The 24,944-nt window shown below is 70.9% G+C and carries 22 protein-coding genes; 11 read left to right on the top strand and 11 right to left on the bottom strand.

What is annotated here, in order from left to right:
- Positions 1-174: 174 nt before the first annotated feature.
- Positions 175-1,179 (bottom strand): methylmalonyl Co-A mutase-associated GTPase MeaB, encoded by a 1,005-nt coding sequence (gene meaB, locus O7614_RS27895; RefSeq protein WP_278141380.1) that lies wholly within the window; start codon positions 1,177-1,179, stop codon positions 175-177.
- A complete protein-coding gene (locus O7614_RS27900) occupies positions 1,176-2,360 on the bottom strand; it encodes an acetyl-CoA C-acetyltransferase (protein ID WP_278141381.1) in 1,185 nt (394 codons plus the stop codon). Before O7614_RS27900 ends, meaB begins: the two co-directional genes overlap by 4 nt.
- Before the next feature lie 83 nt (positions 2,361-2,443).
- Between O7614_RS27900 and mce the strand changes: the two genes are divergently transcribed.
- The 4 genes from mce (at position 2,444) to O7614_RS27920 (ending at position 8,625) form a co-directional block, all read left to right on the top strand.
- A complete protein-coding gene (gene mce, locus O7614_RS27905; RefSeq protein WP_278141382.1) occupies positions 2,444-2,920 on the top strand; it encodes a methylmalonyl-CoA epimerase in 477 nt (158 codons plus the stop codon).
- Positions 2,921-3,276: 356 nt separating this feature from the next.
- Entirely contained in the window at positions 3,277-4,632 is a 1,356-nt protein-coding gene (gene ccrA / locus O7614_RS27910) for a crotonyl-CoA carboxylase/reductase (protein WP_278142404.1), read from the top strand.
- Between the two features lie 313 nt (positions 4,633-4,945).
- A complete protein-coding gene (locus O7614_RS27915) occupies positions 4,946-6,208 on the top strand; it encodes a DivIVA domain-containing protein (RefSeq protein WP_278141383.1) in 1,263 nt (420 codons plus the stop codon).
- 176 nt (positions 6,209-6,384) lie between these two features.
- The gene (locus O7614_RS27920) at positions 6,385-8,625 is read left to right on the top strand and encodes a hypothetical protein (RefSeq protein ID WP_278141384.1); all 2,241 of its coding nucleotides are present in this window, start codon (positions 6,385-6,387) and stop codon (positions 8,623-8,625) included.
- Between the two features lie 65 nt (positions 8,626-8,690).
- On the opposite strand, the gene O7614_RS27925 is transcribed toward O7614_RS27920, so the two are convergent.
- Positions 8,691-10,004, bottom strand: coding sequence for a hypothetical protein (locus O7614_RS27925; protein ID WP_278141385.1), 1,314 nt, complete (start codon positions 10,002-10,004; stop codon positions 8,691-8,693).
- 101 nt (positions 10,005-10,105) lie between these two features.
- On the opposite strand from O7614_RS27925, the gene O7614_RS27930 reads away from it, so the two are divergent.
- Together O7614_RS27930 and O7614_RS27935 are read left to right on the top strand one after the other, a co-directional pair.
- On the top strand, positions 10,106-10,300 hold the full coding sequence (locus O7614_RS27930; protein WP_278141386.1) for a DUF397 domain-containing protein: 195 nt from the start codon (positions 10,106-10,108) through the stop codon (positions 10,298-10,300).
- Between the two features lie 126 nt (positions 10,301-10,426).
- A complete protein-coding gene (locus tag O7614_RS27935) occupies positions 10,427-11,506 on the top strand; it encodes an AI-2E family transporter (protein WP_278142405.1) in 1,080 nt (359 codons plus the stop codon).
- A 4-nt stretch (positions 11,507-11,510) separates the two neighbouring features.
- Here O7614_RS27935 and O7614_RS27940 read toward each other — a convergent pair whose 3' ends face one another.
- The 5 genes from O7614_RS27940 to O7614_RS27960 all read right to left on the bottom strand — a co-directional run bounded on the left by O7614_RS27940 (position 11,511) and on the right by O7614_RS27960 (position 16,258).
- Complete coding sequence (locus O7614_RS27940) at positions 11,511-12,308, bottom strand: alpha/beta hydrolase (RefSeq protein ID WP_278141387.1); 798 nt, start codon at positions 12,306-12,308, stop codon at positions 11,511-11,513.
- Positions 12,309-12,388: 80 nt separating this feature from the next.
- Positions 12,389-12,718 (bottom strand): hypothetical protein, encoded by a 330-nt coding sequence (locus O7614_RS27945; RefSeq protein WP_278141388.1) that lies wholly within the window; start codon positions 12,716-12,718, stop codon positions 12,389-12,391.
- 38 nt (positions 12,719-12,756) lie between these two features.
- Positions 12,757-14,547: a 3-hydroxybutyryl-CoA dehydrogenase gene (locus O7614_RS27950; protein WP_278141389.1), complete on the bottom strand. Its 1,791-nt coding sequence runs from the start codon at positions 14,545-14,547 to the stop codon at positions 12,757-12,759.
- 151 nt (positions 14,548-14,698) lie between these two features.
- A complete protein-coding gene (locus tag O7614_RS27955) occupies positions 14,699-15,760 on the bottom strand; it encodes an alpha/beta hydrolase (protein WP_278141390.1) in 1,062 nt (353 codons plus the stop codon).
- A gap of 81 nt (positions 15,761-15,841) precedes the next feature.
- Entirely contained in the window at positions 15,842-16,258 is a 417-nt protein-coding gene (locus tag O7614_RS27960; RefSeq protein ID WP_278141391.1) for an FHA domain-containing protein, read from the bottom strand.
- 255 nt (positions 16,259-16,513) lie between these two features.
- Between O7614_RS27960 and O7614_RS27965 the strand changes: the two genes are divergently transcribed.
- The gene (locus tag O7614_RS27965; protein ID WP_278141392.1) at positions 16,514-18,010 is read left to right on the top strand and encodes an aldehyde dehydrogenase family protein; all 1,497 of its coding nucleotides are present in this window, start codon (positions 16,514-16,516) and stop codon (positions 18,008-18,010) included.
- Between the two features lie 80 nt (positions 18,011-18,090).
- On the top strand, positions 18,091-18,750 hold the full coding sequence (locus O7614_RS27970; protein WP_278141393.1) for a class I SAM-dependent methyltransferase: 660 nt from the start codon (positions 18,091-18,093) through the stop codon (positions 18,748-18,750).
- An 8-nt stretch (positions 18,751-18,758) separates the two neighbouring features.
- Here the strand turns inward: O7614_RS27970 and nucS are convergent, their stop codons facing one another.
- A complete protein-coding gene (gene nucS, locus O7614_RS27975; protein ID WP_278141394.1) occupies positions 18,759-19,418 on the bottom strand; it encodes an endonuclease NucS in 660 nt (219 codons plus the stop codon).
- A gap of 71 nt (positions 19,419-19,489) precedes the next feature.
- Between nucS and O7614_RS27980 the strand changes: the two genes are divergently transcribed.
- On the top strand, positions 19,490-20,107 hold the full coding sequence (locus tag O7614_RS27980) for a DUF4126 domain-containing protein (RefSeq protein WP_278141395.1): 618 nt from the start codon (positions 19,490-19,492) through the stop codon (positions 20,105-20,107).
- Positions 20,108-20,124: 17 nt separating this feature from the next.
- Here the strand turns inward: O7614_RS27980 and O7614_RS27985 are convergent, their stop codons facing one another.
- Positions 20,125-22,131 carry a protein meaA gene (locus O7614_RS27985; protein WP_278141396.1) on the bottom strand — a complete coding sequence of 669 codons (2,007 nt, stop codon included), beginning with the start codon at positions 22,129-22,131 and terminating at the stop codon, positions 20,125-20,127.
- A 151-nt stretch (positions 22,132-22,282) separates the two neighbouring features.
- Between O7614_RS27985 and O7614_RS27990 the strand changes: the two genes are divergently transcribed.
- Both O7614_RS27990 and O7614_RS27995 read left to right on the top strand, forming a co-directional pair.
- Positions 22,283-23,134 carry an ABC transporter ATP-binding protein gene (locus O7614_RS27990; RefSeq protein ID WP_278141397.1) on the top strand — a complete coding sequence of 284 codons (852 nt, stop codon included), beginning with the start codon at positions 22,283-22,285 and terminating at the stop codon, positions 23,132-23,134.
- Positions 23,131-23,976, top strand: a complete 846-nt coding sequence (locus O7614_RS27995; RefSeq protein WP_278141398.1) for an ABC transporter permease — start codon at positions 23,131-23,133, stop codon at positions 23,974-23,976. The genes O7614_RS27990 and O7614_RS27995 overlap by 4 nt, the downstream gene beginning before the upstream one ends.
- 51 nt (positions 23,977-24,027) lie before the next feature.
- Here the strand turns inward: O7614_RS27995 and O7614_RS28000 are convergent, their stop codons facing one another.
- Positions 24,028-24,876: a 3-hydroxyacyl-CoA dehydrogenase family protein gene (locus tag O7614_RS28000; protein WP_278141399.1), complete on the bottom strand. Its 849-nt coding sequence runs from the start codon at positions 24,874-24,876 to the stop codon at positions 24,028-24,030.
- Between the last annotated feature and the right edge of the window lie 68 nt (positions 24,877-24,944).

The following is a 24,944-nucleotide window of genomic DNA, read 5'->3' on the forward strand; positions in this document are numbered from 1 at the left end:
TCTTGGAGTGAAACGGCCCCTCCAGGGGCGGATTCATTCCAAGATCTCTGTGTAACCGACTTCGACACCGGCCTGGGGCCCTCACCGAGGCGGTCCAGGTCAGGTCGAAGAGCTACGCGATCTCGCTGCATGAGGCCCGCTGCACCCCTCCCAGTGAAGGCGCCGCCTTCCTGTTCAGCGGGCGAGCTGGGCGAGCAGTTCGTCCGCCGCCGTGTACGGGTCGGTCGCGCCCTCGGCGACCTTGGTGGCAAACGTGGCCAACTCCGTACCGTCGCGCAGTGAACCGATCCGGGCGCGGAGGATGCCGAGCGCGATGGCCTCGATCTCGGCGGCGGCCCGCGCCTCCTGGCGGCGGCGCAGTTCGCCGTGCTCGACCAGCCAGCCGCGGTGCTTGTCGATCGCGGCGGCGATGTCGTCGATGCCCTCGCCACGGGCGGCGATCGAGCGGACCACCTGCGGCCGCCACTGGCCCGGCCCGCGCTCACCGAGGGCGATCATGCCCTGGATGTCGCGAACGGTGGCGTCGACGCCGTCCCGGTCGGCCTTGTTGACCACGAAGACGTCGGCGATCTCCAGGATGCCGGCCTTGACCGCCTGGATCGCGTCGCCCATCCCGGGCGCGAGCAGCACCAGCGTGGTGTCGGCCAGCGAGGCGACCTCGACCTCGGCCTGCCCGACGCCGACGGTCTCCACCAGCACCACGTCGCAGCCGGCGCCCTCCAGCACCCGGACCGCCTGCGGCGTCGCCGCGGCCAGCCCGCCGAGGTGACCCCGACTGGACATGGACCGGATGTAGACACCCGGATCGGTGGCGTGGTCCTGCATGCGCACCCGGTCGCCGAGGATCGCGCCGCCGGTGAACGGGCTGGACGGGTCGACCGCCAGCACGCCGACCCGGTGCCCGCGCGCACGCAGGGCCCGGACCAGTTCGTTCGTGGTGGTCGACTTGCCCACCCCGGGCGAGCCGGTCAACCCGACCACCTGGGCCTGCCCGGCGTACGGGGCCAGCGCCGCGGCGATCTCCGGCAGCAGCGTGTCGCCGTTCTCCACCAGCGTGATCAGGCGGGCCACCGCGCGGGGGTCACCCGCGCGGGCCCGTTCCACCAGCAGCGGTACGTCCCGACTGCGGCGCACCGACGTGGTGCCCGCAGCCGGCACGTGCTCGGCCGCTCCGCTCACTGGCCCGGCACGTGGATGATCAGCGCGTCGCCCTGGCCACCGCCGCCGCAGAGGGCCGCCGCGCCGGTGCCGCCGCCGCGCCGCTTCAGCTCCAGGGCGAGCGTGAGTACGAGACGAGCACCGGACATGCCGATCGGGTGCCCGAGCGCGATTGCGCCGCCGTTGACGTTGACCTTGTCCGGACTGATGCCGAGGTCACGGGTGGACTGGATGCCGACCTGGGCGAACGCCTCGTTGATCTCGATGAGGTCCAGGTCCGCGACGCTCAGGCCGCCCTTCTTCAGGGCGTGGTTGATCGCGTTGGAGGGCTGCGAGTGCAGGGAGTTGTCCGGCCCGGCGACGTTGCCGTGCGCACCGACCTCGGCCAACCAGGTCAGCCCCAGCTCGGTGGCCTTGGCCTTGCTCATCACCAGCACGGCGGCGGCGCCGTCGGAGATCGGCGACGAGCTGCCGGCGGTGATGGTGCCGTCCTTGGCGAAGGCCGGACGCAGCTTGGCCAGCGACTCGACGGTGGTGTCCGGGCGGATGCCCTCGTCCTCGCTGATCACCAGCGGGTCACCCTTGCGCTGCGGGATCACCACCGGGGTGATCTCGTCGGCGAAGTGGCCGTTCTTCTGCGCGGCGGCGGCCCGCTGGTGACTGGCGGCGGCGAACGCGTCCTGCTCCGCACGGGATATGCCGTGCTTGGCGCCGAGTCGCTCGGTGGACTCGCCCATCGAGCAGCAGTCCCAGGCGTCACTGAGCCCGTCGTGCGCCATGTGGTCCTTGACCACCACGTCGCCGTACTTGTACCCGGTGCGCTGGCCCATCAGCAGGTGCGGGGCGTTGGTCATCGACTCCATGCCGCCGGCCACCACGATGTCGAACTCGCCGGCGCGGATCAACTGGTCGGCCAGGGCGATGGCGTCCAGGCCGGAGAGGCAGACCTTGTTGATGGTCAGCGCCGGCACGGACATCGGCACACCGGCCTCGACCGCCGCCTGTCGCGCCGGAATCTGACCGGCTCCGGCCTGCAACACCTGCCCCATGATCACGTACTGGACCTGGTCCGGGCTGACGCCGGCACGCTCCAGCGCCGCCTTGATGGCGATTCCGCCGAGCTTCGTGGCCGGGAGGTCCTTGAGGTTGCCCAGCAGCCGCCCCATCGGGGTCCGCGCGCCGCTGACGATCACCGAAGCCATGCCTGCCTCCGAAGGGGGTGCCGAACTGTTCAAGGGGGGTGCCGAGCTGTACGCCTTAACGATTATTCGGTCAGACTAACGCCATGGCTGAGAACTCCCCCGCCGAGCCCGGTGCGGACTACGTCACAGACATCGGGCTTCGCAAGATTGACCACGTCGGGATCGCCGTGGCCGACCTGGACGCCGCGATCGACTTCTACCAGCGGACGTTCGGGATGCGCTGCGTACACGTCGAGACGAACGAGGAGCAGGGCGTTCGCGAGGCGATGCTGTCCGTCGGGCCGACCACCGAGGGCGGCTGCGTGCAGTTGCTCGCACCGCTGACCCCGGAGTCGACGATCGCCAAGTTCCTGGACCGCAGCGGGCCAGGCGTGCAGCAGGTCGCGTACACCGTGGTGGACGTCGACGCGGCCTGCGCGGCACTGCGGGAGCGGGGCATGCGACTTCTCTTCGAGACGCCGCGACGCGGCACCGCGGACAGCCGGATCAACTTTGTCCACCCGAAGGACGCCGGCGGCGTCCTCGTGGAACTCGTCGAACCCGCCCGCACACCGCACTGACCCCACAGATCCCACCGTCGCGCCCCGTTGATCAAGAGGTTTGCGTCATCCCGCAGCTCGCGGGTGACCGAAAGCCCTTGATCGACGGGGCGCGCGCTTGTGGGCACACCGGGGGCGGAGCCGGCCCGGCGCGCACGTCAGTGCGCGGTTGGCGGGGTGGTCGGACACCTTCACGCATCGGCGGATGCAGTTTTTCACAGAGGACTTCCCGGCCTAGCTACCGTTCAGTAACGTCCGGCCCCACCGGAGCGCGACCAGGGTCGGATGTGTCGAATGCCGACATGGTGGTCGTGCCCACCGGCACCGACGATGGCAGCACCCAGGCCCGTGCGGGTGCGGACGAACCGGAGGTCACCGTGCAGGACATCCTCGAAGCGATCATGGCGGCGGAGGAATCGAACGATCCGGACCGCGAGCTCGCCGGCGTCGCCGGGCTACCCGTGCCGGAGAGCTACCGGGGCGTGGTGGTGCGCGCCGAGGAATCCCGGATGTTCGACGGCATGGCCACCCGCGACAAGGACCCCCGCAAGGCGCTGCACGTGCAGGAGGTGCCCACGCCCGAGCTGGCGCCGGGCGAGGCGCTGATTGCCGTGATGGCCAGCGCGATCAACTACAACACGGTGTGGACCAGCATCTTCGAGCCGGTGTCCACCTTCAAGTTCCTCCAGCGTTACGGCCGGGTGTCCGAGCTGACCCGTCGGCACGACCTGCCGTACCACGTGGTCGGTTCGGACGCGGCGGGCGTGGTGCTGCGCGTCGGCCCCGGGGTGACCCGCTGGGCACCCGGTGACGAGGTGGTCGCACACTGCCTCTCCGTCGAGCTGGAGGACGCGGCCGGGCACGACGACACCATGCTCGACCCGCAGCAGCGGATCTGGGGCTTCGAGACCAACTTCGGCGGTCTGGCCGAGCTGGCGGTGGTCAAGGCCAACCAACTGATGCCGAAGCCACGGCACCTGAGCTGGGAGGAGGCAGCCAGCCCCGGGCTGGTCAACTCCACCGCGTACCGGCAGCTCGTCTCGCACCACGGGGCCAACATGAAGCAGGGTGACGTGGTGCTGATCTGGGGCGCCTCCGGTGGCCTCGGCGGGTACGCCACCCAGATGGCGCTCAACGGCGGCGCGATCCCGGTCTGCGTCGTCTCCTCGCCGGAGAAGGCCGAGCTGTGCCGCCGGATGGGCGCGGAGCTGGTCATCGACCGGGCCGCCGAGGGTTTCCGCTTCTGGAAGGACGAGGAGACCCAGGACCCGGGCGAGTGGCGGCGCTTCGGCGAGCGGATCCGCGAGCTGACCGGCGGCGAGGACCCGGACATCGTCTTCGAGCACCCGGGCCGGGAGACGTTCGGCGCCAGCGTCTTCGTGGCCCGGCGCGGCGGGACCATCGTCACCTGCGCGTCCACCAGTGGTTTCCAGCACCAGTACGACAACCGCTACCTGTGGATGCACCTCAAGCGGATCGTCGGCAGCCACTTCGCCAACTACCACGAGGCGTGGCAGGCCAACCGTCTGGTCGCGCTCGGCAAGGTGCACCCGACGGTCTCCCGTACCTATCCGCTGGAGCGGACCGGCCAGGCCGCGTACGAGGTGCACCGCAACGCCCACCAGGGCAAGGTCGGGGTGCGTTGCCTCGCACCCACCGACGGGCTGGGCGTACGCGACGGGGAGCTGCGCGCCCAGCACGAGGACGCGATCAACCGGTTCCGGGGCCACTGACCGGCACCGCCGGCTTGGACGGCACTGACCTGGGCACCGGCCGGACGGACGAGCACCGGGTGGCCATTGTGGTGCTCGGCATTGTTCTTCCATCCGAATAGCGCAAGGCCGCCCCGGGATCGAACAAAGGGCCTCGGGGTTACCCCGGGGCCCTTTTCCGGATCACACCGCGTGGCGTGCGTCCCGCCCGGGACCTGCCAAGATCGCCGATTGGTCCGGCTCTGCCGATCGCCCAAGTTGACCATGTAAAGAGGGCACGAAAGCTCCGCACCGCTCTTGCGAACCACCCTGGGGCGTCTGCCAGTATGTCCCAATGCCCCAGCAGCAGTCCTCCCCTCTCGCGTTCTTCGATAACGCGAACTCGCAGCCAGATTTCACCGTGGGCCTGCGCGGATACAACACTCACCAGGTCGACGACTTCCTCGGCCGGATGACCGCCGCGCTCACCCAGTCCGAGCAGGCCCGTGCCGAGGCCGAGCAGCGGATGAACGACGCCCAGCGTCGGCTCCGCCAAGCCGAGCAGCGCATGAGCGCGTTGGAGCAGAAGCTCACCGACACGAACAAGCAGCTCGAAGAGAACAACCGGCCCACCCTCTCCGGGCTCGGCACCCGCGTCGAGCAGATCCTCCGGCTCGCCGAGGAGCAGGCCAACGACCACCGCAACGAGGCCAAGCGCGAGTCCGAGGGCATCCTCTCCGCCGCCCGCCTCGAGGCTCGCGAGATCACCGACAAGGCACGGGCCGAGGCCGCCGCCATGAAGGCCAGCGCCGAACGCGAGGCCGGCAACCTGCGTACGGCCGCCGAGCGCGAGGCCGCCGAGGTTCGGGTGCAGGCCCGCCGCGAGGCGGACACGCTGCGTGCGGACGCCGACCGTGAGACCAAGCAGCTGCGCACCGTCACCGCGCACGAGGTGGCCGAGCTGAAGTCGACTGTCGAGCGGGAGGTGGCCACCCTCCGGGCCACCGCCGAGCGCGAGATCACCCAGCAGCGGGCGAAGGCCGCCCGCGAGGCTGAGGAGAAGCGTGCCGAGGCGACCAAGCTGCTGACCGACGCCCGGGACAAGCGCGACAAGGACCTGCAGGCTCTGGAGCTCCAGCTTGCCGAGCGGCGCGAGAAGGCCGAGCGCGAGGAGTCCGAGCGCCACGCCGCCCAGGTCGCGCAGACCCAGAAGCTGGTCAGCGAGGCCGAGCAGCGTGCCCGGGCCGCGCAGGAGCGCGCCAAGGAGATCGAGCAGCGCGCCGAGGCTCGCCGGGTCGAGTCGGAGCGCAACGCCGCCGAGACGGTGGACAAGGCCAAGGCGCACTCCGAGAAGACGCTCAACGAGGCCAAGGCCGAGTCGCAGCGCCTGCTCACCGAGGCCCGCACTGAGGCGGAGCTGACCACGCAGGCCGCCCGCCGCGAGGTCGAGGACCTCACCCGGCAGAAGGACGCGGTCACCTCGCAGCTGGGCCAGATGCTCTCCGGGCTCGCCGGCATCGTCCCGGGGGCGCCGGCTGCGGCGGCTCCGGCGGCCAAGCCGGAGGCCAAGAAGACCGACGGCGGTCAGGACCGGGTTCCCGCGGAGGCCGCTGGCTGACGCATGGCGTAGGCCGGGGCATCGACGGCGCGAGGTGACACCGTGTGAACGGTTCCACCTCGCGCCGTATGCGTTTCCCAGCTCGTGGAAGGCCCCGCCCAAAACCGAGTGAAGTAGCTCGCACATGGCCCGTCCGTATCGCCCCAGCAGGGCCCGATGCGTGTGAGGATGGGGGCATGTCGCACGGCGAGGAACTGTTCGCTCTCGGCGGGGACGTGACGACGGAGCCCAGCTTCGAGTCCGCTCTGCGGGGGTACGAACGGAAACAGGTCGACCGGTATGTCGCACGTGCCGAGCACGAGATCGCGACCCTCGCCGCCGAACGAGAACAGGCGTACACACAGATCCACAAGCTCGCCGGCCAGGTCGAGGTGCTCCAACGTGACCTGACCCAGGTGCGCAAGCAGATGAACGTGGTGGACAAGGCTTCGTTCAAGCACCTCGGGCCGCTCGTGGGCTCGATCCTCGGCCAGTCCGAGGAGTTGGCCGAGCAGATCGTCGCCGACGCCAACGTGGAGATCGAGGCCCGTCGCGCCGCGGCCGAGCACATCATCGAGGAGGCCCGCGAGCAGGCCGCGCGGGCACTGAAGGACTTCGAGATCGCTCTCGCCGCGCGGCGCGCGGAGGAGGAGCGGCACAGCGCCGCCCAGCGGGCCGAGGCGGAGAAGACCCTGCGGTCGGCCCGGGACGAGTCGGCGCAGCTGCGTAAGGCGGCGCAGGACGCGCTGGCGAAGGCCCAGCAGGAGGCCACCCAGCTACGGGACACCGCCAAGGAGATCCACGCCCGAGCCCAGCAGGAGTCGACCAAGCTGCGCGAGACGGCTCGCGAGACGTTGGCCAATGCCCGGCAGGAGGCCAGCGACCTGCGCGACGCGGCCAAGGAGGTGCACGCCAAGGCGCTACAGGAGGCCAAGCGGCTGACCGACACCGCGACCGAGGCGGGCCGGGCCACACACGCCAAGGCGCAGCACGAGGCCAAGCAGATCATCGACGACGCGTCGATGGCCGGCCGAGCCACCCGCGCCAAGGCGCAGCAGGAGGCGGAGCGGCTGGTCACGCAGGCGTCCGAGTCGGCCAAGCGCAACCGCGCCGAGACCGAGGCGTACGTGCAGCGGATGCGCACCGAGACCGAGGCGTACGTCAAGCACACCCGGGAGCAGACCCAGCAGGAGCTGGGCGCGTGGCGGGCCGGGGTGGAGCAGGAGGTCAACTCCCGGCGGGAGGCGGCCGACCGGGAGCTGGAGCAGCGGCGGACCGCGGCCGAGCAGGAGTACGCCAAGCGCCGCGAGGAGTTGGACCAGCAGCACAAGTCCCGCCAGCAGGAGCTGGAGACCGGGTTCGCCAGCCGTCAGCAGGAGCTGGAGACGGGCTTCACCAGCCGCCGCGACGAGTTGGAGACCGAATACACCGGCCGCAAGAACGAGTTGGAGTCCGCGTACACCGCTCGGAGAGACGAGCTGGAGACCGAGTACACGGCCCGCAAGAACGAGATCGAGCAGAGTGCGGCCGGGATCATCCAGGCGGCCGAGCAGGACGCGGCCGACTTGCGTCAGCGGGCCGAGACGGAGGCGGCCGAGCTGCTGAGCCGGGCGAAGACCGAGGCCGGTGACAAGCGCCGCGAGGCCGACGAGCATGTCGCGGCGTCCCGCCGGCAGTTCGAGGAGTACGCGGCCACCACCCAGCAGCACCTGGCCACCACGCAGCAGCACCTGGCGGCCACCCAGCAGGAGGCGGCGGCGGGCCGGCAGCAGCTCGCCCAGGTGATGCTGGAGATCGCTCAGGCCCAGCAGCAGCTCGCGGACCTACGGCAGGAGACCTGGAAGTCCCGGCAGGAGTCCGACGATCTCCAGCGGCAGATGGCCGAGCTGCGGTTGCAGAGCGTCGCAGGGCCGATCGACGGCCCGACTGCGCCGGCCACCGACGACGGCGTGCGCAGCAGCGTGGCCGGCGAGGGCGACGACGGTGCCACCGTCTCCGGGTCGGCGACCATCGACTCCGACACGCCGGCCGGGTCGGCGACCATCGACTCCGACACGCCGGCCGGGTCGGCGACCATCGACTCCGGCACGCCGGCCGGGTCGGCGACCGTGGACTCCGACACGCCGGCCGGGTCGGGTGCGGCCACCGGTCTCAAGGCCGAGCCCGCCGACACCAGGCAGCCGGTGGACGCCAACGCGGAGGACGCCGGCCAGCCGACGGCTCGACCCGTGGCCGAGCCGGTGACCACCGTCGACGGTGGTGCGGCGAGCGCCGGGGTGGACGGCGAACCGACGGTCGCCGCGGTCCCGGGGGTGGGTGGCCGGGACGCCAAGCCCACCAAGATCACCAGCACCGGTGAGAACGGCAAGCGGCCCAGCAAGCCGACCACCGACGAGCGCAGCGCCAAGCCCAGCAAGGTCACCATCGAAAAGGACTGAGCCTGGGCGCGAGCTTCGAGATCTTGGACAGTTTCCGTTACGCGATGACGGAAACTGTCCAAGATTCATATCTGGGTCGGCTTGCGCGGCCCCGGGGTCGGGGTCCAGCCGGCTGCGACGAGCGCGCGCCGCACGGTGTCGGCGACCTCGTCGGGACGGGCACGGACCAGCCAGGCCGGAAAGCGCAGGATCCGGTCGCCGCTGGTCCACACGTCGTTCTGCCGACGCATGTCCTCCGCCCACTGTCGGGCGTCCATGTGGTGCGCACCGTCGATCTCGACCTGCACCCGCCACTGTCGCCAGTACGCGTCCAGCCAGCGGTTACGACCGGCCGCATCGATCCGCTGCTCCTGCAGATCAGGTAGCGGCAGGTGATGCCGCCGGCAGAGGCGCAGGAAGTCGATCTCGGAGAGCGCCTGCGCGCCGCCGGCGATGTCACCGAGCGTCTGTTGGATGAGGCGCCGACGTGGTGCCCGGGGCAGCACGTCGAGCACCGCCTGCAACTCCTCGGGAAGCACCCGACGCTGCTGGCAACCGGCTGCCAGCACCCCCTGCGCCTCGTCCACGCTGACCGCCCACCCCGCCGCGTCGACCAGCGCCCTGGCCGTCGTGGTGCGCGGCGGGCGGGCGAGTTGCCGGTGCGAGTCCGGCAGCACCGACGTGCGATGCACCAGCACCGCGGGCATGTCGATCGGGAGGCGGCGCAGGAAGGTCCGCGCGGCACGGCGGTAGGCCGGCACCAGCACGTGCAGCGGCTCGCGGCGCAGCCCGCGTACCCCCGCTTCGGTGGCGGCGGTTGCCCCGGCCAGCATCGCCCCTGGTCCGGCTGCCAGCACCGCGACCCAGAGCTGTTGGTCGCGGTTCAGTCGACCGTTGCCAGTCGACACGATGCCGCGGCAGATCGACCGCCACCGACCGGAACGGATACGGCCTCGTATCGTCCCCTCGCCGAGCAGCCCGGAGACCTGTGCGGTCGTCAGGACGCCCGCCTGCTCGAAGGCGAGCCAGTCGAGTGCGTCGGCGTCGTCGGTGGGTAGCATCCGAACAGCTTTCACCGCCGCGAAGCCAGCACACCACCAGATCTTGGACAGTTTCCGTTCACATGGCGGGCCCGCATAACGGAAACTGTCCAAGATCTGCGCGTGGTTCGGAGCCAGGAAGCGTTCGAACAGCTCCCGGGGTGCCGGCCCCGCATAGGGATTGAGCTGGTGCAGGTCATACGCCGCCTCGTGGTAGAGCCCGGCGAGGTAGGGGGTCAGCGCGGCCGGGTCGCTGTCGAACTCCGCGCGGTCCTGGCTGGCGACGGGATCCTCAGCGCCGACGGCTTGGACCGATTGCCGGCACTTGGAAAACCAGCTTGGCGGCACCGTGGTGGACACCGAGGATGGTCTGGCTACGCTGCTCGCAGGATGGGAGAGCGTGCGGAACGACGCCCTGTCCCGCGGCGGTCCATCGAGCTGATGAAGAGGATCGTGACGACATGGAGCTGAAGAGCGCTGAATGGCGCAAATCAACCCGCAGTGGCATTAGCGGGGGCGAGTGCGTCGAGGTGGCGGACAATCTGCCCGAGGTGGTGGGCGTGCGGGACAGCAAGGACCCGAACGGCCCGGTGCTGATGTTCGCGCCGGCCGCGTGGCGGGCGTTCGTCGCTGTCGCCGGTCGTCCGACGACCTGAGCCGGGAGGTCCCTGGTGCCACAGCACGACCCGTCGGCCGGCGAACCGCCGAACGACGACCCGGACCCGACGCCCGGTCCACCGTCAGCGGACACACCGCCGCCGGTGCCGGTCCCCGCGCCGGGGATCGACCCGGACGAGCCGCCAGCCGTCCCGTCCGGGAAGTTCGGCACTCCGGGACGCCCGCTGCGCCGTAGTAGCTTCCTGATCGGCTTCACGGGAGCGCTGGGCGTGCTGCTGGCGTACACCCTCTATCTGGGGATCCGCAATGCCGGCGGCATCCTGGTGCTGGTGGTGATCGCGCTCTTCCTCGCGGTCGGCCTCAACCCGGCGGTGGTCCGACTACGCCGCTGGGGTGTGCCGCACGGCCTGGCCGTGGCGGTGGTCGCGTTGACGGTGGTGCTGCTGCTCTGCGGCGGAGTGGTCGCGCTGGTCCCGCCGATCGTCACCCAGTCGGGGCAGTTCATCGACCAGATCCCGAGCCTGCTGGACGAGTTGCGCCGCAATCCGACGGTCAACGACCTGGTGGAGCGGTACGACGTGGTGGAGCGCGTGCAGGGCGCGGCCAACGCCGAGACCGTCGGCCGGGCGCTGGGCGGGGTGCTCGGCGGGGCCCAACTGATCTTCGGCACGGTGTTCCGGACGCTGACCGTGCTGGTGCTGACGATCTACTTCCTGGCCTACTTCAACAAGCTGCGCTCGCTGGGCTACTCGCTGGTGCCCCGCTCGCGGCGGGAGCGGGTGCAGCTGATCGGCGACGAGATCCTGGCCAAGGTGGGCGCGTACATGGTCGGCGCGTTGAGCATCGCGGTGCTGGCCGGGGCGACCACGTTCGTGTTCGCGCTCATCGTCGGGCTGCCGTACCCGTTCGCGTTGGCGGTGGTGGTCGCCGTGACCGACCTGATCCCGCAGATCGGCGCGACCCTGGGCGCGGTGATCGTGAGCCTGGTCGGCTTCGCCGCCGACCTGCCCACCGGCATCGCCTGCGCGGTGTTCTTCCTCGTCTACCAGCAGGTGGAGAACTACCTGATCTACCCGAAGGTGATGCGACGCTCGGTCGAGGTCAACGAGGTGGCGGCCCTGCTCGCCGCGCTGCTCGGAGTGGCGCTGCTGGGTGTGGTGGGCGCGCTGATCGCCATCCCCACGGTGGCCGCGCTGCAACTGATCCTGCGCGAGGTGGTGCTGCCCCGCCAGGAGAGAGGGTGACCGGTCAGTCGCCCGGCTGTGGGACGGGCGTGTCCGCGAACGAGGCCACCGTCCGATCGGCGTACGCGCTGACGTCGCCGGCCTCCATCGGGCCGTCCCAGGTCGTCGGCAGCGGCACCTCGACGGCTGGGTTGACCCGCCGGACGATCTCGTCGAGCACCGTCTCCGCGTCACCCACCCAGAGGTGCTTGGCACCCGGCACGCCGACCACCTCGGCCTGCGGCACCGCCGCGAACCGCTCCCGCGCCTCGGCCGGGCGCAGGTAGTCGTCGAACTCCGGCACCAGCGCCGTCAACGGTCGACCGGAGGCGGCCCAGGTGGCCAGATCCTCCGGGGCCGAGAAGCGCAGCGGCGGGGAGAGCAGGATCGCGCCGGCGATCGCCGGGTCACAGCCGTACTTCAACGCCAGGTCGGTGCCGAACGACCAGCCGACGAGCCAGATGTCGGGCAGCTCGGCGAACTCCGCGTACTCGATGGCGGCGGCCACGTCGTACCGCTCGCCCACCGCACCGTCGAAGGCGCCCCCGCTGGTCCCCCGCAGGCTGCTGGTGCCCCGGGTGTTGAACCGCAGCACCGCCAGGTCGGCCATCGCGGGCAGCCGCCAGGCCGCCTTGCGGAAGACGTGGCTGTCCATCATCCCGCCGTGGGTGGGCAGCGGGTGCAGGCAGACCAGGGTGGCCACCGGCGGCCGGTCGGCCGGCAGGGCCAACTCGCCGACCAGTCGCAGACCGTCGGCGGTGTGCAGCTCGATGTCCTCCCGGCGGCCGGGCAGGATCGACGACGCGCGGATCGCTGTGCTCACCGCCCAAGTCTGTCGCGAAAGCGCTCCCGCCGCCCACCCAGGCACGAACAGGGTGACCCAGGTCGCTCAGCGGGGCGCGCTCAGTAGCGTGGGGCGCCCCGGCCCCGCTGCACCGCCGGGCCGCGCCGGTCCCGCGCGCGCCAGCAACCGCTGTGCCAGTGCCGCCGGTCGGTCAGGTCACCCAGGCCGTCCGCCGGCCAGGCCACCAGGTGCGCCACCCCGGGTCGGATCTCCTGGTCACAACCGGGGCAACGGTACGTCTTGACCGAGGCGCCCGCTCCGATGCCGCGTACCTGCCAGGCGCCGTCGGTCCACTGCTGCACCGAGGCGACGCCCTGCCGGACCCGGTCGGCGTCCAGGTTGGCGTTCTCGTCCCGGCGAGGGCGGTTGCGACGGGGGCTCACAGTCACCAAGCGTACGGTCCGTTCCGCAGAACGGACCGCGGCGGTCAGCGGTGCGAGTGGTCGCGGAAGCCCCGGCGGGTCTTGCGGCCCAGGTAGCCGGCGGTGACCAGGTGTTCCAGCAGTGGCGCGGGCGCGAAGCCGGGCTCGCGCAGCTCCAGGTACAGCTCGCGCTGGATGGCCAGCGAGACGTCCAACCCGACCACGTCGAGCAGCTCGAACGGGCCCATCGGGTAGCCGCAGCCCAGCTTCATCGCGTGGTCGATGTCGTCGGCCGTCGAGTAGCTGGCCTCCAACATCTTCACCGCGTCGTTCAGGTACGGGAAGAGCAGCGCGTTGACGATGAACCCGGACCGGTCGCCGCAGACCACACCGGTCTTGCCGAGCGCGGCGCAGACCGCGCGGGCGGTGGCGGTGGCCTCCGGGGACGTGCGGATGGTGCGGACCACCTCGACCAGCGGCATGACCGGCGCCGGGTTGAAGAAGTGCAGCCCCACCACGTCGGCCGGCCGTTGGGTGGCCATCGCCACGTCGATCACCGGCAGCGAGGAGGTGGTGGTGGCCAGCACCACGCCCGGCTTGCAGATCTCGTCGAGGCTCGCGAAGAGGGCCTTCTTGACGCTCAGTTCCTCGACCACCGCCTCGACCACCAGGTCGACGTCGGCGAGGTGGTCGAGCGTGCCGGACCAGCTGATCCGGCCGAGGGCGGCGTCCCGGTCCGCCTCGGCGAGCTTGCCCCGCACCACACCCTTGTTGAGCGAGGTCTTCACCGCCTCGCAGACCGTCGCGGACTTCTCCGCGCCACGAGTCACCGAGACGATCTCGTAACCGGCCTTCGCGAAGACCTCGATGATGCCGGTGGCCATCGTCCCGGAACCCACCACGCCGACCTTCGCGATAGCGCGGGCACCGTCGGCGAGCGCGGCCTCCGCGGCCACCGGCGTCGCCTCGTCGGGTACGACCTTCGGCGAACCGGGCCGCTCGTAGGTGTAGAAACCCCGACCCGACTTACGGCCGAGCAGCCCCGCCGTCACCATCTGCTTGAGCAGTGGCACCGGGGCGTGCCGGCGGTCCCGCCCACCGCGCCGGTACATGGTGTCCAGGATCTCGTACGCGGTGTCCAGGCCGATCAGGTCCATCAACGCCAGCGGGCCCATCGGCAGGCCGCAGCCGAGCTTCATGGCGGCGTCGATGTCCTCCCGCGTCGCGTAGTGCGACTCGAACATGCCGACGGCGTGGTTGAGGTAGCCGAAGAGCAGCGCGTTGGCGATGAAGCCGGCCCGGTCGTTGATGGTGACGTCGACCTTGCCGAGCCGGGCGCAGAGCGCCTCGACGTCGGCGACCACCTCGGGGGAGGTGACGACCGTGCGGACCACCTCGACCAGCTTCATCACCGGCGCCGGGTTGAAGAAGTGGATGCCGATCACCTGGTTGGGCCGGCTGGTGGCGACCGAGATCTCGGTGACGCTCAGCGACGAGGTGTTGGTGGCGAGGATCGTCTCCGGCCGGCAGACCCGGTCCAGCTCCGCGAAGATCCGCTGCTTGAGGTCCAGGTGCTCGGGTACCGCCTCGATGACCAGGTCGACGGAGTGCAACGCGTCCAGCCCGACCGCGAAGTGCACCCGCTCGTGCAGGGCGTCGCGGTCCGCCGCGGCGAGCTTGCCCTTGGCGACCGCCCGGTCGGTGGAGCCGGTGAGGGTGGCCCGGCCGCGCTCCAGCGCCGGCTCGGAGATCTCGACGGCCACCACGTCGATGCCGTTGCGGGCGAAGACCTCGACGATGCCGGCACCCATGGTGCCCAGCCCCACCACGCCCACGGTGCTGAAATCGCGCCCCACGACCGGCCTCCCCAGAGACTCCGCACGACCGCTGAGCGGCCGCTAAGGTTATGCGCGCGAGTCTGCCACGTGACGCTGGGTTGTCGAGACGCCGTGGCATATTTCACCCACGACGCCACCTGCGGCCAGGGCCCGTGTCGACGCCCCGGCCCTAGGCGGCGGGCACCGTGGTCAGGGCCAGCAACTCCGCGACGAACTCCGCCGGACGCTCCAGGTGCGGGCTGTGCCCGCAGCCGGGCAACACCACCTCGTGGTACGCGCCGCCGGCCGCCGCGTACCGCTCCAGCACCGCGCGGGTCTGGCCGATCATCGGCTGCGGTGGGCACGCCTCCTCGCCCGGCCAGCCGGGGACCACACCCAGCGCACCCAGGTACGCCAGGTCGAACAGCGAGGTGTCCGAGACGATGACGTCGGCGTCCCCGCGTACCCAGGTGACCGGGGGCTTCTCGGCGACGGCCACCAGTTCGTCGGCGAGCCGGAACCAGGTCGGCGCGAGCGCGTTGAGCACGCCGCGCTCCCCCGGCGCGGTGCCGGGCCAGTTCTCCGAGGGCACCGCCGTGCCCGGGTAGTTGTCGTCCCCGGTGGCGGTGGAGAGAACGGTGTCCAGCAGGAGGTCCTCGTCCGTGCCGAGCGAGGCGGGATCGGCCACGTAGGTGGTTCGCAGCACGGCACGAGGGCTGGCCGGGGCGTCCTCGCTCCGATCGCCGGCCGCGAGCCGGGCGACGAAGTCCGGGTTCGCCGTGCCGGCACCGGTGCCGGCGAAGTCCGGGGTGGTCGGCGTGCCGGTCAGGTCACGAGTACCGCCGAATCCGTACGGGGAGACCGGGGCCGCGAGGAGCAACGCGCTCACCAGGTGCGGATGGTCGACCAGCAGGCGCATCGCCACTCCGCCACCGAGGGAGTGCCCGACCACCACCGGGCGGGGGTCGGCGCCGAAGAGCGTCGGGTCGTCCAGCAGGGCGGCCACGTCGTCGGCGAAGTCCCGCAGGCCTCGGGTGGCGTCCACCGGGGCTGTCTCGGTGTGGCCGTACCCGCGCAGGTCGGGCGCGACCACCCGCAGCGTCGGTGGCAGACGCCGGACCAGCGGCTCCCAGAACAGCGCGGACGAGCAGTTGCCGTGGATCAGCAGCACCGGCGTGCCGTCGGCCGGGCCGGCCACGCGTACCGCCTGGGTGATGCCGTTCGCCGTCACGGTCCGCTGCTCGGTCTCCATCCGCGGCATGCTGCCACGCCCGACCCCGACGGTCCAGGTGTCCGGTCGCCATCCGGGGCGCGGCCCGAGTGTGGGCCGCGGTTACCGTCGCGTGCCCGGCGGCGTGGCCAACGGCAGCGGCAGGGTCGGCCGGACGTCCCGCCGGGACGGGCCGAAGCTGAGGCCCACCGGATCGGTGAGCGCCACCCCGGGATCGAACAGGCGCAGCTCGGTACGGCCGAGCCGGATCACGTCGCCGTCGGAGAGCAACTCCACCTCGGTGATCCGGCGGTCGTTGAGCCAGGTGCCGTTGGTGGAGCCCAGATCCCGCAGGGACAGGCCCTCCGGGGCCAGCCACACCTCGGCGTGGCGACGACTCAGGTGCGGGTCGGCGATGACCACGTGACCGGTCGGGGCCCGGCCGATCACCTGCGGTTCGGCACGCACACGGAAGCTCGCCCCGCGCATCGGCCCACCCGCCACCGTCAACAGCGGCATCAGTTCCGGATGTTCCTCCATGGACAGTCAGCCCTCCACCCACACCGTCACTCCGCGCGTCAGCCTGCCATCAGACGGTAATCGTCAATACCGACCGGCCGGTCAGCCTCTCTTCACCTCCCGGCCACCTCCCGTTCGACGATTCGGGCGAAGGGTTTCTGCCACCACTGGCCTGACCTGCACTGATCAACGATCGGTCGGGGTGGCGCGACCCCGGTTACGGCACCTCGGATCGGCGAGCTACCGGCGAGTAATTTTCGGGTCTAGACTTCCGCCATGACGGCTGTGCATGTCCCGGGCATCCCGATCATCGAGGCGGGCCAGTTGGTGTCGACCAACCCGGCCACCGGTGTCGAGGCCGGTCGCCTCCCCGTTGCCAGCGACGCCGACGTGCGACAGGCCGTCGAAAGCGCCCGCGTCGCCGGCGGGTGGTGGGCCGGGCTCGGCTTCACCGGCCGCCGCGACCGGCTGCTGCGGTGGCGCGCGCTGCTCGCCAAACGGATCGAGCAGTTGGCCGACCTGATGCACGCCGAGGGCGGCAAGCCCGTCCCCGACGCGATCGTCGAGATCGTCACCGCGATCGAGCACATCGACTGGGCCGCCCGCAACGCCGGCCGCGTGCTTGGCCCACGCCGGGTGCGGTCCCGGCTCATCCTCGCCGAGTTCTCCGGACACCTCGAATACCAGCCGCACGGCGTGGTCGGGGTGATCGGGCCCTGGAACTATCCGGTCTTAACCCCGATCGGCTCCGCCGCGTACGCCCTCGCGGCCGGCAACGCCGTCGTGCTCAAGCCGAGCGAGTACACGCCCGCCGCCGGCCAGTGGCTGGTGGACAGCTTCGCCGAGGTGGTACCCGAACAACAGGTGTTCACCGCCGTACACGGCCTCGGCGACGTCGGTGCCGCCCTGTGCCGCTCCGGAGTCGACAAGGTGGCCTTCACCGGCTCCACCGCCACCGCCCGGAAGGTCATGGCCGCCTGCGCCGAGACGCTGACCCCGGTGCTGATCGAGGGCGGCGGCAAGGACGCCATGATCGTCGACAGCGATGCCGACCTGGACGCCGCCGCCGAGGCGTGCGTCTGGGGCGGCATGACCAACGCGGGGCAGACCTGCATCGGCATCGAGCGGGTGTACGCGGTCGACTCCGTCTTCGACAGCTTCGTGGACAAGGTGGTGGCCCGTGCCGGTCGACTGACCGTCGGGGCGGAAGGCACCGACATCGGCCCGATCACCATGCCCAAGCAGATCGAGGTGATCCGCCAGCACATCGACGCCGCGATAGCCTCCGGCGGGCGCGCCGTGATCGGTGGCCCGACCGCCGTGCAGCCGCCGTACGTCCACCCGACCGTGCTCGTGGACGTCCCGGAGGATTCGGCCGCCGTCCGGGAGGAGACCTTCGGCCCCACGCTGACCATCAACCGGGTCCGCGACGCCGACGAGGCCATCACCCGCGCCAACGCCCTGCCGTACGGCCTGGGTGGTTCGGTCTTCGGCCGACGGCGCGCGGTGGCCATCGCGCGGCGGCTGCGCTCCGGGATGGCCTCGATCAACTCCACCCTGACCTTCGCCGGCATGTCCACCCTGCCGTTCGGAGGGGTGGGTGACTCCGGCTTCGGGCGGATCCACGGCGAGGACGGGCTGCGCGAGTTCGGCCGCGCCAAGGCGATCACCCGGCGTCGCGCCCGGTCGCTGCTGCCGTCGATGACCTTCGAGCGGACGCCGACCGACACGGCCCGGCTCGTCAAGGCGATCAAGATGATGTACGGCAGGTGAGTGTCAGATAGCCGATCTTCACCAAAGATCGGCGTATCCACATGTTTATGAGCTGTGGCTACGGCGGTACATTGCGTTAAATGGGCCCTAATCGATTGCGCTACCGCCTCGTCGACAGTGACCAGTCGTGGAGCGCCCGTCGGCGTCGGCACCGCTCGGACTGGCTGGCCCGCACCTTCCCCGACCTCGGGGACATGCACGTGGTCGATCTCGGCGGACGACTCGGCACCTGGCACCGCGCCACCGTCCGGCCGGCCCGGGTGACAGTCGTCAACCTGGAAAAACCCCCGGCCGCCGTCCCGGAATGGGCCCACGTCGAACAGGCCGACGCCTGCGACCTGCCGGAGCGCCTCGCCAGGGGCAGCTACGACATGGTCTTCTCGAACTCGGTGCTGGAGCACGTGGGCGGGCACGAGCGCCGGTTGCGCTTCGCCGCCTCCGTCCGCTCGCTGGCCGACCGGCACTGGGTGCAGACGCCGTACCGCTACTTCCCCATCGAGCCACACTGGATCGCGCCGGGAATGCAGTTCCTACCGGTGCGGCTGCGCACCGCGCTCGCCCGACGCTGGCCGTTGGGGCACAAGCCGACCCGCAGCCACGACGCGGCGATCCACCAGGTGCTCTGGACCGAGTTGCTGGACCGCTCGCAGATGCGCCACTACTTCCCCGACTCGACGATGCTCGTCGAACGGGTCTTCGGCCTGCCCAAGTCACTGATCGCGGTGCGCACCGGAAGCTGAGCGGCCGATCAGAACAGCGTCAGCTCGTCCTTCTCGATGCCGCGCAGCTTGTCGTAGTCCACGACCACGCACCGGATGCCCCGGTCGGTGGCGAGCACCCGGGCCTGCGGCTTGATCTCCTGCGCGGCGAAGACCCCGGCAACCGGGCTGAGCAGCGGGTCACGGTTCATCAACTCGAGATAGCGGGTCAGCTGCTCCACCCCGTCGATGTCGCCACGCCGCTTGACCTCTACCGCGACCGCACCGGCGTTGGCGTCCCGGCACAGCAGGTCGACCGGGCCGATGGCCGTCATGTACTCGCGGCGAACCAGCGTGAACCCCTCGCCCAGGGCTCCCGGGTTGGCGGCCAACAACTCCTGCAGGTGCGCCTCCACCCCGTCCTTGCGCAGGCCCGGGTCCACACCCAGCTCGTACGAGGTGTCCTGGAAGATCTCCTCCAGGGTGATCCGCAACTCCTCGCCGGCCTTGTTGACGACCCGCCACACACCGGGGGCCTCCTCCAACCGGCACGGCGGGCTCATCCAGTTCAACGGCTTGTACGCCCGGTCGTCGGCGTGGATCGACACCGACCCGTCCGCCTTCACCATCAGCAACCGGGTGGCCGGCGGCAGATGAGCCGAGAGCCGTCCGACGTAGTCCACCGAGCACTTCGCAATGACCAACCGCACCCGACGAGGGTAGCCGAGCACCCGCCGGTCGCCAGCGAGCGGCACTGGCGCGTCGATGCGATGCTGAGACCGTGTTCGAAGTTCTCACCGGCACCGGTCTCGCCGCCTCGGCAGGGCTGAACGCCTACATACCCCTGCTCATCCTCGGTCTACTCGGCCGCTACACCGACCTGATCGACCTGCCCAGCGGCTGGACCTGGCTCGGCAACGGCTGGGTCATCGTCATCATGGCCGCGCTGCTCGCCGTCGAGATGGTGGCGGACAAGGTGCCCGTCGTCGACCACATCAACGACGTGGTGCAGACGGTGGTCCGACCCACAGCAGGTGGCCTGGCCTTCGGTGCCGGCTCCTCGTCCGAGACGGTGACGGTCAGCGACCCGGGAAGCTTCTTCTCGACCCACCAGTGGGTGCCGGTCGTCACCGGCGTGCTGCTGGCACTGGGCGTGCACCTGCTCAAGTCCGCGGCACGCCCCGTCATCAACGCGACCACCGCCGGCTTCGGCGCCCCGGTCGCGAGCACCGCCGAAGACGCCACAAGCGTGGTGGTCTCGCTGGTGGCGGTCATCCTGCCGGTGCTGGTGCTCGTCTTCCTGGTCGGTCTGGTCATCTTCGTCTTCTGGTTCTTCCGGCGACGCTCCGTTCGTCGCCGGGAACGCGACGCGGCCCGCGCCGCCGGCTTCCGGGTCTGACGCCGGGTCACGTCTCGTCAGGCCAGGTCGTTGGCGCGGCGGATGACCGTCACCAGGTCGTCGATGATGTCGGTGAGGGCGAAGTCCTTCGGGGTGAACACGCGGGCCACCCCGGCAGCCCGGAGGGTGTCCGCGTCGCCGGCCGGGATGATGCCGCCCACGACCACCGGCAGATCCGCCCGGCCGGCGCCGCGCAGTCCGTCGAGCACTGCGGGCACGGCGGCCAGGTGCGACCCGGAGAGCACGGACAGCCCGACCAGGTCGACGTCCTCCTCGACGGCGGCGGCGACGATCTGCGCGGCGGTCAGCCGGATGCCCTGGTAGACGACCTCGAAGCCGGCGTCACGGGCGCGTACCGCGATCTGCTCGGCGCCGTTCGAGTGCCCGTCCAGGCCGGGTTTGCCGACCAGCAGCCGCAGCCGGCCGCTACCCAACTCGCGTGCGGTGGCGGTGACCCGCTCGCGGACCGCCGCGAGCCCTGGATCTCCGCCGGTCCCGGTGGCGCCGGCCAGACCGGTGGGCGCGCGGTACTCGCCGAAGACCTGGCGCAACGCGCCAGCCCACTCGCCGGTGGTCACCCCGGCCCGCACGCAGTCCAGGGTGGCTGGCATCAGGTTCGTGGTGGTCGCGGCGTCCGCACGGAGCCGGGCCAGGGCCGCGTCCACAGCGCCCGTGTCCCGGTCGGCCCGCCATCGGCGTACGGCGTCCGCGGCGGCGGCCTCGACCGCCGGGTCGACCTGCTCGACCGCCTCCGCACCGGCGGCGGTCAACGGGGACGCCTCGGTCTCGGCGAACCGGTTGACCCCGACCACCACGTCGGCGCCGGACTCCATCCGGCGGCGGCGCTCGGCCAGCGAGGCGACCAGCGCGCTCTTGAGGTAGCCGGTCTCCACGGCGGCGACCACGCCGCCCAGTTCGAGCACCTTGTCCAGCTCGACACGGGCCCCGGTGACGATCTCGTCGACCAGTGCGGTCATCACGTGCGAGCCGGCGAAGAGGTCGGGATATTCGAGCAGGTCCGACTCGTACGCCAGGACCTGCTGCATCCGCAGCGACCACTGCTGGTCCCAGGGCCGGGGCAGCCCGAGCGCCTCGTTCCAGGCGGGCAGCTGCACCGCGCGGGCCCGCGCGTCGCGGGACATCGTCACGCCGAGCATCTCCAGCACGATGCGCTGGATGTTGTTCTCCGGCTGCGCCTCGGTCAGGCCGAGCGAGTTGACCTGCACCCCGTAGCGGAACCGACGTTGCCTGGCCTCGGTGACGCCGTACCGGTCCCGGGTGATCTCGTCCCAGAGCACGCCGAACGCGCGCATCTTGGCGATCTCCTCGACGAAACGCACTCCGGCGTTGACGAAGAACGAGACCCGCTGCACGACGTCGCCCATCCGCTCGGCGGGGACCTGACCGGAGTCGCGGACCGCGTCGAGCACGGCGACCGCGGTGGCCAGCGCGAAGCCGACCTCCTGCACGGGGGTGGCACCGGCCTCCTGGAGGTGGTACGAGCAGATGTTGACCGGGTTCCACCGCGGCATCTCCCGCAGCGTGTAGGCCACCACGTCGGCGGTCAGCCGCAGCGACGCCGCCGGCGGGAAGATGTACGTCCCCCGGGACAAATACTCCTTGATGATGTCGTTCTGCGTGGTGCCCGCGCAACGGGCCAACTCGGCACCCTGCTCCACCCCCACGCCGGCGTAGAGGGCGAGCAGCCACATCGCCGGGGCGTTGATGGTCATCGAGGTGTTCATCTCGGCGAGCGGGAGGCCGTCGAAGAGCGCCCGCATGTCGCCGAGGTGGGCCACCGGCACGCCGACCCGGCCGACCTCACCGGCGGCCAGCTCGTGGTCCGGGTCGTACCCGGTCTGGGTGGGCAGGTCGAAGGCGACCGAGAGGCCGGTCTGCCCCTTCGCCAGGTTGCGGCGGAAGAGGGCGTTGGTCGCGGTCGCCGACGAGTGGCCGGCGTAGGTGCGCATCACCCACGGGCGGTCCCGCTCCGGCAGCCGCCCCGGAAATGCCGTCTCGTCCATGGCCGGAGTTTAAGTTACCGTTCAGTAAAACGGGCTGTGGAAAACCACACAGGTCCATGTCGGGGACGTCCGGGTGGGAAGCACCCGCAGTGGCGGGCATCGCCACACCCCGGGCACGACGCGTGCCGGCTCAGGACGCACACTGGACGGCATGGATGACGAGCTGGCCATCTCCGTCCGCGGGCTGCGCAAGGCGTACGGCGACAACGTGGCGGTGGCAGGCGTGGACCTCGACGTCCACCGGGGCGAGGTGTTCGCGTTGCTCGGCCCGAACGGCGCCGGCAAGACCACCACGGTGGAGATCCTGGAGGGCTACCGGCGTCGCGACGCGGGCGAGGTGGCCGTGTTGGGCGTGGATCCCGCGAATCCCGACGGTGACTGGCGCTCCCGCGTCGGCATCGTTCTCCAGGGCACCGGCGAGTTCGACGAGCTGACCGTGGCCGAGGTGGTCCGGCACTTCTCCGGCTTCTACCCGGACGCGGACGACCCGGACAAGGTGATCGAGCGGGTCGGGCTGGCCGAGAAGGCCAAGGCCCGTACGCACACCCTCTCCGGCGGGCAGAGGCGCCGCCTGGACGTGGCGCTCGGCATCATCGGCCGCCCCGAGCTGCTCTTCCTCGACGAGCCGACCACCGGCTTCGACCCGGAGGCCCGGCGCGAGTTCTGGGAGCTGATCCGCGACCTCGCGGCGGCCGGCACCACAATCGTGCTGACCACCCACTACCTGGACGAGGCGGAGGCACTCGCCGACCGGGTCGGTGTGATCGCCGGCGGTCGGCTGGTCGAGGTGTCCGCCCCGAACCAGCTCGGCAACCGGCAGGAGGCCCTGGCGACGGTCTCCTGGCGTACCCCGGAAGGGGCGTTGGAAAGCGCGCAGAGCGCGACGCCGACGGCCCTGGTCGCCGACCTGGCCGCGCGCTACGGAGGCGAGGTCCCCGGGCTCACCGTGACCCGGCCGACCCTGGAGGACGTCTACCTCACCATGATCGGACACGGACGATGACGACCACGACGAAGCCGGCGACGCCGGTCGCCGCGACTCCCAGCCGACGGCCGGGGGCCGGCGCGCTCGCCCTGCGCCAGGGCCGGCTGGAGATCACCCAGTTCCTGCGCAGCCGGGAGTCCGTGGTCTTCACGATGGGCTTCCCCATCATCATGATCCTGATCTTCGCGTCGATCTTCGACGGGACGATCGGCGGCGGGGTCAAGTTCACCCAGTACTTCATCACCGGCATGATCGCGACCGGCCTGATGACGGTGAGCTTCCAGAACCTCGGCATCTGGATCCCGATCGAGCGGGACCGGGGCGTGCTCAAGCGCTACCGGGGCACGCCGATGCCGAAGTGGGTGTGGTTCGCCGGCAAGGTGATCATGGTGGTGGCGATCGGCATCGCCGAGACCGTGCTGCTGCTGGCCGTCGCGGTGGCGCTGTTCGACCTCGACCTGCCGGGGACCGCCGGCAAGTGGTTCACCTTCGGCTGGGTCGCCGTGCTCGGTGTGACCGCGTGCACGCTGTGCGGGATCGCGATCTCGTCGCTGGCCCGCACCGCCCGCAGCGGCTCCGCGGTGGTCACCCCGGTCGCCCTGGTGCTCCAGTTCATCTCCGGGGTGTTCTTCGTCTTCACCGACCTGCCCACCTGGATGCAGCAGGTGGCGGCGCTGTTCCCGTTGAAGTGGATGTGCCAGGGGCTGCGGTCGGTGTTCCTGCCGGAGAGCTTCGGGGCGCAGGAGCCGGGCGGCTCGTTCGAGCTGGGACGGGTCGCGCTGGTGCTGGTCCTCTGGTGCGTGATCGGCGTGGTGCTCTGCCTCACCACCTTCCGCTGGACCACCAAGCGCGACGGCTGACACGCGACGAGGGGGCGGGCGCTGTGCGCCCGCCCCCTCGTCGTGTCCCGCTCAGTACGTGTAGAAGCCCTTGCCGGTCTTGCGACCCAGGTCGCCGGCGGTGACCATCCGCTGGAGCAGCTCCGGCGGGAAGAACTTCTCGTCCGCCGTGTCGGTGTAGATGTTCTTCGAGGCGTGCAGCAGCACGTCCACGCCGGTCAGGTCGGTGGTGGCGAGCGGACCCATGGCGTGCCCGAAGCCCAGGCGGCAGGCCGTGTCCAGGTCCTCGGCGGACACCACACCGGACTCCACCAGCTTGACCGCCTCCACCACCAGGGCAGAGATCAACCGGGTGGTGACGAACCCGGCGATGTCCCGGTTGACCACCACCACGGTCTTGCCGATCTCCTCGGCGAAGGCCCGCGCGGTGTCCAGCGTGGCATCGCTGGTCTTGTAACCGCGGACCAGTTCGCAGAGCTGCATCATCGGCACCGGGGAGAAGAAGTGGGTGCCGACGACCGCCTCGGGCCGCTCGGTCACCGCGGCGATCTGGGTGACCGGAATGGCCGAGGTGTTGGTGGCGAGCACCGCGTCCGACTTGCAGATCTTGTCCAGGGCGCGGAACACCTCGTGCTTGATCTCCAACCGCTCGAAGACCGCCTCGACCACGATGTCCGCGTCGGCCGCCGCCTCCAGGTCGGTCGTCGCGGTGATCCGCGCGAGGGTCGCCTCGACCTCGGACGCCTCGATCTTGCCCTTCTCGGCGAACTTCTCCAGGGACTTCCGGATGCCGCCGATCCCCCGGTTGGTGGCCGCGTCGTCCAGGTCGCGCAGCGTCACCTGCCAGCCCGCCTGCGCCGCCACCTGGGCGATGCCGGAACCCATCAGCCCGGCCCCGACGACCGCGAGTCGACCCGCCATCTACTTCTCCCTCGCTGCGATTGAGTGCCTGCCTGCACCCTAGTCCGCGAGCCTGAACGATGGCTAAG

Source organism: Micromonospora sp. WMMD961, assembly GCF_029626145.1.
Lineage (GTDB): Bacteria > Actinomycetota > Actinomycetes > Mycobacteriales > Micromonosporaceae > Micromonospora.